General features: G+C 73.8%; 6 protein-coding genes, 1 tRNA gene and 2 pseudogenes. 5 read left to right on the plus strand and 4 right to left on the minus strand.

What is annotated here, in order from left to right:
* The 5 genes and pseudogenes from VIU94_RS06450 to VIU94_RS06470 form a co-directional block, all read left to right on the plus strand.
* Window positions 1-274 (plus strand): annotated as a pseudogene (locus tag VIU94_RS06450) (DNA polymerase III subunit gamma and tau); the annotation flags it as partial.
* 61 nt (window positions 275-335) lie between these two features.
* Window positions 336-1586, plus strand: coding sequence for a phosphoribosylamine--glycine ligase (gene purD / locus VIU94_RS06455; protein WP_331908487.1), 1251 nt, complete (start codon window positions 336-338; stop codon window positions 1584-1586).
* Between the two features lie 251 nt (window positions 1587-1837).
* Window positions 1838-3595, plus strand: coding sequence for a hypothetical protein (locus tag VIU94_RS06460; RefSeq protein ID WP_331908489.1), 1758 nt, complete (start codon window positions 1838-1840; stop codon window positions 3593-3595).
* Window positions 3596-3944: 349 nt separating this feature from the next.
* Complete coding sequence (locus tag VIU94_RS06465; protein ID WP_331908491.1) at window positions 3945-5408, plus strand: N,N-dimethylformamidase beta subunit family domain-containing protein; 1464 nt, start codon at window positions 3945-3947, stop codon at window positions 5406-5408.
* A gap of 76 nt (window positions 5409-5484) precedes the next feature.
* The gene (locus tag VIU94_RS06470; RefSeq protein ID WP_331908493.1) at window positions 5485-6384 is read left to right on the plus strand and encodes a phosphoribosylaminoimidazolesuccinocarboxamide synthase; all 900 of its coding nucleotides are present in this window, start codon (window positions 5485-5487) and stop codon (window positions 6382-6384) included.
* A 49-nt stretch (window positions 6385-6433) separates the two neighbouring features.
* Here the strand turns inward: VIU94_RS06470 and VIU94_RS06475 are convergent.
* The 4 genes and pseudogenes from VIU94_RS06475 to VIU94_RS06490 form a co-directional block, all read right to left on the minus strand.
* Window positions 6434-6506, minus strand: a tRNA-Gly gene (locus tag VIU94_RS06475).
* A gap of 23 nt (window positions 6507-6529) precedes the next feature.
* Window positions 6530-7138, minus strand: coding sequence for a response regulator (locus tag VIU94_RS06480; protein ID WP_331908495.1), 609 nt, complete (start codon window positions 7136-7138; stop codon window positions 6530-6532).
* The gene (locus tag VIU94_RS06485) at window positions 7135-8478 is read right to left on the minus strand and encodes a sensor histidine kinase (protein WP_331908497.1); all 1344 of its coding nucleotides are present in this window, start codon (window positions 8476-8478) and stop codon (window positions 7135-7137) included. The genes VIU94_RS06480 and VIU94_RS06485 overlap by 4 nt, the downstream gene beginning before the upstream one ends.
* 74 nt (window positions 8479-8552) lie before the next feature.
* Window positions 8553-8653: pseudogene (locus VIU94_RS06490) on the minus strand (ABC transporter permease); the annotation flags it as partial.

Below are 8653 nucleotides of genomic sequence, written 5' to 3' on the forward strand. Positions count from 1 at the left end.
GCCCCAGGCCCCCGCGCCGTCCTACCAGCAGGCCCCGCCCCAGGCCCAGGCCGCCGTACAGGCACCGCAGGCCCCCGCGCCCGCCCCGACGGCCTCCTCTGCCGCCCCGTCCCAGGCCGCCCCCGCGCCCGTACAGGCGCCGTCCCCGGTCGCGCCCGAGGACGACACCCCGGAGGAGGACGACCCCGACCTCGTCGAGTCGGCGCTCTCCGGGCACGACCTGATCGTGCGCGAGCTCGGGGCGACCGTGGTGGAGGAATACACAAACGAATAGGGCCGTCTCGCTCGGTGGCCCGCACAAAGGGCGCTCCCTCCCGCGGGCTACCCTGGCTGGCGTGAAGGTCCTCGTCATCGGCGGCGGCGCCCGCGAACATGCCCTGTGCCGCTCCCTCTCGCTAGATCCCGACGTCACCGCTCTGCACTGCGCGCCCGGCAACGCCGGAATCGCGGAGGTCGCCGAGGTGCACCCCGTCGACCAGCTGGACGGCGACGCCGTCGCACGACTGGCTACCGACCTCCAGGCCGACCTCGTCGTCGTCGGCCCGGAGGCCCCGCTCGTCGCGGGCGTCGCCGACGCCGTGCGCGCGGCCGGCATCCCCTGCTTCGGCCCGTCCGAGCAGGCGGCGCAACTGGAGGGCTCCAAGGCGTTCGCCAAGGACGTCATGGCCGGGGCGAACGTCCCGACCGCCCGCTCGTACGTCTGCACCACCGCCGAGGAGATCGACGAGGCGCTGGACGCGTTCGGCGCTCCGTACGTCGTCAAGGACGACGGTCTCGCGGCCGGCAAGGGCGTCGTCGTCACCCACGACCTCGTCGCGGCCCGCGAGCACGCGCTCGCCTGCGACCGCGTGGTCATCGAGGAGTACCTGGACGGCCCCGAGGTCTCCCTCTTCGCGATCACCGACGGCGTCACCGTCCTCCCGCTGCAGCCCGCGCAGGACTTCAAGCGCGCGCTCGACGGCGACGAGGGCCCCAACACCGGCGGCATGGGCGCGTACTCGCCGCTGCCCTGGGCCGACCCCAAGCTGGTCGACGAGGTGATGGACTCCGTCCTGCAGCCGACCGTCGACGAACTGCGCCGCCGCGGCACCCCGTTCGCCGGCCTGCTGTACGCGGGTCTGGCGATCACCAGTCGCGGTGTGCGGGTCATCGAGTTCAACGCCCGCTTCGGCGACCCGGAGACCCAGGTCGTGCTGGCCCGGCTCAGGACCCCGCTGGCGGGCGTCCTGCTGAACGCGGCCAACGGCACGCTGGCGGACCAGCCGCCGCTGAACTGGAGCGAGGACGCCGCCGTGACGGTCGTCGTCGCCTCGCACAACTACCCGGGGACGCCGCGCACCGGCGACCCGATCGAGGGCCTCGACGAGGTCGCGGCCGAGGACGCCCCGCAGGCGTACGTCCTGCACGCCGGGACGAAGCAGGACGGCGACCGGGTCCTCAGCGCGGGCGGCCGGGTCCTGTCGGTCACCGCCGTCGGGGCGGACCTGGCGCAGGCCCGGGAGCGGGCGTACGCGGCGGTCGGCCGCATCCGGCTCGACGGCTCGCAGCACCGTACGGACATCGCCCGAGAGGCCGCCGGGGAGTGACCCGGACGGGGCGGGGGAAGTGAACCTTTACTCCCGCCCCACTGTCATCACCTTTGCCCAACGCCATTCCATCGAGTGACGGCTGAGCCATCCGGATGACGCCCGCCGAAGCCCCAACTAGGGTGCGGCGAAGGCGTTCCGGCACTTGGCCCACCGGCATTGCGATGTCGGTGGCGGGTGCCACAGTGGGGGAGTGAGCAACACCGCCACAGGCAGTCCCGACGAGGGCACGAGGGGGGTGAGGTAGGGCCATGTCCGGCATGAGTTCCAGTTCCGTCGCGGCGGAGGAGCGGGGCGCACGCGCCGCGCGTCTGCGGGCCCTCGCCGTCCTCCGCGTCCGCTCCTGGGCCACCGCCGTCGCGCTGCTCCCCGCGGCCGCCGCGGTCGTGCTGCTCGTCGGCGGGCCCACCGGCCATCTCACCGGCTCCGGCTGGGACGCGGCCCGCTGGGCGGTGACCGCGGTCGCGGTCCTCGTCCTCCTCATGGCCGGCGTGGTCGCGCTGGTGATCGCGCGGGCCAGGCCCGCCGTCACGCCGACCGTCGAGCTCGCCGAGCCGGCCGCCCCCGACCTGTACCGCATGGTGCAGGACCTGGCCGACCGGCTCGGGGTCCCCGCGCCCTCCGCGATAGCCCTGACGCCGGACTGCGACAGCTGGCTGGAGGACCGTACGCATCCGGCGCACGGCGCCACTCCGGGCCTGCGCCGCTCCTCCGACGCCCCGGTCCTGGTCATCGGCTCGCCCTTCCTCTGGTGGATGCGGGTCGGCGAGCTGCGCGCGGTGCTCGCCCCGGTCGTCGCCGGCACGGGCCCGTCCGCGCAGCCCGACATAGCCGCGGCCCGGCGCTTCGTGCAGGGTCTGGACGCGGCGGTGGCCGGGCCCCGCGACCCCGGCCTCGATCCGGTGCGCAGGCTCGGCGCGCGCGGGGTCGGCGCGGTCGCCCGGGTGCTGCTGCGCAGCTGCCGCGGCCATGCCGCCGAGATGGAGCGGGGCGTCGCGGTCGCCGCGTCCGAGCGCGCCCAGGCGGTGGACTACGGGGTCCGGATCGTCGCCCAGGAGCAGGTCGGGCTCGCCTACGCGGGCTGGGACCGGCTGCTGACCCGGGTCGCGCTGCCCGCCTGGCGGATGGGCCGCTGGCCCTCCCGGCTCGACGTGGGCGTGGTCTCGGCGCTGACCGAGCTGTCCCGCCGCGACCGGCTCGCGGAGGGCTTCACATCACGGCTGGGCGAGCGCCCGGCCTGCGATCTCCTGGAGGAGCCCGGCGTCGTCGACGAGGCCGCCTCGCTGCTCGCCGCGCGCCTCTTCCACGGCGGCCCGGCCGAGCCCGGCCCGGACTGGGCCCCGGTGGACTGGGAGCAGTACCCGGAGGAGGTCGTGGACCGGAAGTGGCGTACGGACGCCGCCCGGCTGCACGGCGTCCTGGACCGGCTCGGCGTGCTGGAGGCCGGAGCCTCCGCCGACGCCCCGGCGGGCCGCGGCGGCGACGTGGACGGCCCGACCCTCGCCCGCGTCCTGGCCCATCTCTCGACGGCCGGAACGGGCAGAACCGCAGACCTCGTGGGCGACCCCGCAGTCCCGCCCGCCGCTGCCACCAGCCCCGCCGAACCCCCCGCCGACGCCCTGGCCGCCGCGCTCACCGCCGAGGTGGCGCGCGAGGAGGCCCGCAGGCCGCTGCCCGCGCCCGTCTCCCTGCCCGGCGCGCCCGGGCACGCGCACGCCGTCTCCGGCTCCGACGCGCTCCCGCTCTTCCCGCTGCAGCCGCCCCGCACCGGACGCGATCTGCTCGCCGATCACGTGACGGCCATGGTGTGCTGCGCGGCCGTGGACACCGCGGGCGCCCGCCCCGGGCTCGACTGGCTGGACGGCCCCGCGCTCTTCCTGGGCGAAGAGCGCCAATCGGAGCTGACCGGCTGCGTCCTGACCCTGGTCGAGGACGGCGACCCGGACCCCTTGCGGGTCTGGCTGGCCCGCACCGGTGTGCGGCCCGAGAAGCCCGTCCGACTGGTCTGAGACCCGCCCGAAGCCCGTCCTGGACCCCCCTCTTGGCGTGCCCTGGAGCCGGAATCACCACTTCCGTTCTCGTCAATTAGCGACGAACGGTGACGGAGTGCGTGCGTTATGTGATGTGCTGGGTTTCGGCACTGACAATCGGTCCGCGCCACCCCTGCGCCAGGCCTGCGCCAGGCTCGCCACGGCGCACGACCGCACGACGCACAACCCCGCACCACAACGCACAACCCACGCAGCACAACGCAGCACTCAGGCAGCACAACGCAGCACAACGCAGCACTCAGGCACCACACCGCACACACCAGACACCGGACACCACATCTCGGGGGAGTCGAGGGAGGGGCGCAGCATGGGGGCGGAGCACATCAGGCGGTGGGAATCAGGGGCGCTCGCCCACGCCGTCACAGACCCCTTCGGTCAGGGCCCGCTGCCCTGGCTGCGCGGCAGCGAGCACTACTTCGACGACACCGGCCACGTCGTCCCCTGGTACGCGGACGCCGCCCTCGGCCGCACCGGCGGCAGCGGCGGCCCGCGCACCGCCGACGACGTGCGCCGCCAGATCAAGGGCTTCGCCTCCAACGGGGCGGTCGCGCCCGGCGAGGCGATCGACTTCCACATCACCGTGGACCCGCCCCAGCAGTTCTCCGTCGACGTCTACCGGATCGGCCACTACGGCGGCGACGGGGCTGCCAAGATCACCACCAGCCCGCGGCTCTCCGGCATCGTCCAGCCGCCCCCGCTCACCGCCGACCGCACGGTCTCCTGCCACCACTGGTGGCAGTCCTGGCGGCTGCAGGTCCCGTCGTACTGGGCGATCGGCGCGTACGTCGCGGTGCTCACCACCTGCGACGGCTACCGCTCCCACATCCCGTTCACGGTCCGCGACGACCACCCCGCCGACCTCCTGCTCGTCCTGCCGGACGTCACCTGGCAGGCGTACAACCTGTACCCGGAGGACGGCCGCACGGGCGCCAGCCTCTACCACGCGTGGGACGAGGACGGCCGACTCCTCGGCGAGGAGGACGCGGCCATCACGGTCTCCTTCGACCGCCCCTATGCGGGCGCCGGCCTGCCGCTGCACGTGGGCCACGCCTACGACTTCATCCGCTGGGCCGAGCGCTACGGCTACGACATCGCGTACGCCGAGACCCGCGACCTGCACGCCGGCCGCGTCGATCCCACCCGCTACCGCGGCCTGGTCTTCCCCGGCCACGACGAGTACTGGTCCGTCCCCATGCGCCGGACCGTCGAACTCGCCCGCGAGCAGGGCACCTCGCTGGTCTTCCTGTCCGCCAACACCCTGTACTGGCAGGTGGAGCTCTGCCCCTCGCCGTCCGGCGCGCCCGACCGGCTGCTCACCTGCCGCAAGCGCCGCGGCCCCGGCCGCCCCGCCCTGTGGCGCGAGATCGACCGCCCCGAGCAGCAGCTCCTCGGCATCCAGTACGCGGGCCGGGTCCCCGAACCGTCCCCGCTGGTCGTGCGGAACGCCGAGCACTGGCTCTGGGAGGCCACCGGCGCCGGCGAGGGCGACGAGATCGCGGGCCTGGTCGCGGGCGAGGCCGACCGGTACTTCCCGCGCACCGCCCTGCCCCCGCACGAGAGCCGCATCCTGCTCGCCCACTCGCCCTACCAGGACAGCGAGGGGGCCCTCCGTCACCAGGAGACCTCCCTCTACCGGGCGACCTCCGGGGCCTGGGTCTTCGCCTCCGGCACCTTCGCGTGGTCGCCCGCGCTGGACCGCCCGGGCCACACCGATCCGCGCATCCAGCGCGCCACCGCCAACCTCCTGGACCGCATCTGCAAGCGTGACTGAACGGGCCCGGCCACCGCGCACTCCGCCCGGTACGAGACAATCGGACCGCTCCTGGATCAACCTACGCGGAGGAACCGTGTCCGGATTCGTAGAAAAGCCCGAGCCTGTTCAGGTCCCGGGCCTCACCCATCTCCACACGGGCAAGGTGCGCGACCTGTACCGCAACGAGGCCGGCGACCTCGTCATGGTGGCGAGCGACCGCATGTCCGCGTACGACTGGGTGCTGCCCACCGAGATCCCCGACAAGGGCCGGGTGCTGACCCAGCTGTCCCTGTGGTGGTTCGACCTGCTGGCCGACCTGGCGCCCAACCACGTCCTGTCGACCGAGCTGCCCGCCGGCGCCCCCGCCGACTGGGAGGGCCGCACCCTCATCTGCAAGTCCCTCGCGATGGTGCCCGTCGAGTGCGTGGCCCGCGGCTACCTGACCGGCTCCGGCCTGGTCGAGTACAACGAGTCCCGCACGGTCTGCGGCCTCGCGCTGCCCGAGGGCCTGAGCGACGGCTCCGAGCTGCCCGCCCCGATCTTCACCCCGGCCACCAAGGCCGCCGTCGGCGACCACGACGAGAACGTGTCGTACGAGGAGGTCGCCCGCCAGGTCGGCGCGGAGACCGCCGCGCTGCTGCGTCAGACCACCCTCGCCGTGTACGGCCGGGCCCGCGACATCGCCCGCGAGCGCGGGATCATCCTCGCCGACACCAAGTTCGAGTTCGGCTTCGAAGGCGACGCCCTGGTCCTCGCCGACGAGGTCCTCACCCCGGACTCGTCCCGCTTCTGGCCCGCGGCGAGCTGGCAGCCGGGCCGCGCCCAGCCCTCGTACGACAAGCAGTTCGTCCGCAACTGGCTGACCTCCCCGGCCTCCGGCTGGGACCGCAAGAGCGAGCAGCCGCCGCCCGCGCTCCCGCAGGAGATCGTGGACGCCACCCGCGCCAAGTACATCGAGGCGTACGAGCTCCTGACCGGCACGAGCTGGAGCTAGCGGACACGAAGAAGCCCCCGGTCGGATCGACCGGGGGCTTCTTTCTCGGAGCGGACGACGAGATTCGAACTCGCGACCCTCACCTTGGCAAGGTGATGCTCTACCAACTGAGCCACGTCCGCACTGCGCCGAAGCGCTGCGCCAACTATACCCAACCTTTCGCCCGGGCGAGACGCACCGCTGTGTGCCGGTTCTCGGCGCCCACCTTCGCGGCGGCCGAGGAGAGGTAGTTCCGGACCGTTCCCTGGGACAGCGAGGCCCGCTCGGCGATCTCCGCTATGGGCGCCCCGTCGGCCGCGAGTTCCAGCACCTCGGCCTCCCGGGCGGTCAGCGGCGAGTCGCCGGCGGAGATCGCGTCGGCCGCCAACTCCGGGTCCACGTAGCGGTTCCCGGCCTGCACGGACCGGATGATCTCGGCGAGCCGCTGGGCGCTCACGGTCTTCGGCACGAAGCCCCGCACACCGGCCGTGAGCGCCCGCTTGAGGTGCCCGGGGCGGCCGTGACTGGTCACGATCATGGTCTTGCAGCCGGGCAGTCGCTCGCGCAGGGATGTGGCGACCTTCACACCGTCCGCGCCCGGCATCTGCAGATCGAGGACCGCGACGTCCGGCTCGTGGGCCAGCGCCATGGCGAGTGCCTCGGGTCCGGACGCGGCCTCGGCGACGACCACGAGGTCGTCCTCCAGGGCGAGCAGGGCGGCGAGCGCGCCACGGATCAGATGCTCGTCGTCGGCGAGCAGGACGCGCACGGTCACGACGCGGTCTCCTTCTTCGAATTCCTCGAACTTCTCGGACTTCTCGGAGCGGGCGCGGGCACGAAGTCCCGTACGGGTACGGGCTCGTCGGCCACCGGCACCCCTACCGGCACCCTGGCCGTCACCCGGAACCGGCCCCCCTTCTCCGGCCCCGCCTCCAGCGTCCCGTCCACCGCCGACAGCCGTTCCCGCAGCCCCGCGAGCCCCGACCCGGGCCGGCGCGCCACCTGGGCGTCCGCGTCGTCCGCGTCGTCGTCGATCTCTCGTACGCCGTCGTTCTCCACCACGAGCAGCACCGCACCGCCCTCCTCGCGCAGCGCTATCCGGCAGTGCCGCGCGTCCCCGTGCCGCAGCACGTTCGTCGTGGCCTCCCGGACCACCCAGCCCAGCGCCGACTGCACCTCGCCGGGCAGCTCGATCGAGGCGGGGGCCATCGCGCAGGCGATGCCCGCCGCGGCCAGCACGCCCCGCGCGCCCTCCAGCTCCACCCGCAGATCCGCCTCGCGGTAGCCGCGCACCACGTCCCGTACCTCGCGCTGGGACTCCTGCGCGATCCGCTGCACCTCGGTCATCTGGTCCACCGCGCCCTCCGCCAGGCCGCGCCGGGCGAGCTGTACCGCCAGCTCGCTCTTGAGCGCGATCACCGACAGGTTGCGGCCCATGACGTCGTGCAGGTCGCGCCCGAACCGCAGCCGCTCCTCGGCGACGGCCAGCCGGGCCTTGAGGTCGCGGGACCGCTCCAGCTCCCAGACGATCCGCAGCAGCCAGCCGGAGAACCCGCAGGCGGCGACGAGCCCGGTGCCGGCGAACAGGACGCCCACGGTGAACCCGGCGGCATCGGGCAGCCCGATGCCGAGGGCCGCGACCACCGCGCCGACGGCGATCGCCGCAGCCGGCACGGCGTACAGCATCTGCCGCACCTTGAGCAGGCACAGGGACAGGGTGCCGAGGGTGAAGCAGACGAGTCCGACGACGACGGCCGCGACGATCGGGCCGTCACCGACGACGCCGGTCCTCAGGAGGACGAGCAGGGTCAGGCAGGCGCCGGCGGTCAGTCCGATCAGCGCCGTCGCGAGCCGGACCGGCCGTTCCCGCCGGTCGAGCATCCAGTCCAGGGCCCGGGAGGCGAGGACCGCGCTGAGCACGGCGTGGACGCAGACCAGCAGCGCCAGGGAGACCGCGGACGCGGTGCCGATCGGGCTGCCCGCGGGCCGGCTGAGCGGGACGCCGCCGATGGCGATGATCTGGAGCGGCGCGAATATATGGAACGTCCACCGTGTGTACAGCTCGACCTTGGCCGCGTTGCTGCGGCCGCTCCACCACCCCGTCAGCCTGGACACGGCCGACCCCCCGTTCGTCGTTTCCCCTGACGCCGCATTCCCCCGGCGGCGCATTCCCCTGGCGTCGCGGTTCCCTAGCGTCGCGGTTCCCAGCGGAACCACTTCTGGACAGCAAACACGCTCAGCACGATCCAGGCCACCGTGGTGATGCCCGCGCCCAGCAGTTCCGTGCCGC

Origin of the sequence: Streptomyces sp. (assembly GCF_036566765.1) — a bacterium.
GTDB lineage: Bacteria > Actinomycetota > Actinomycetes > Streptomycetales > Streptomycetaceae > Streptomyces.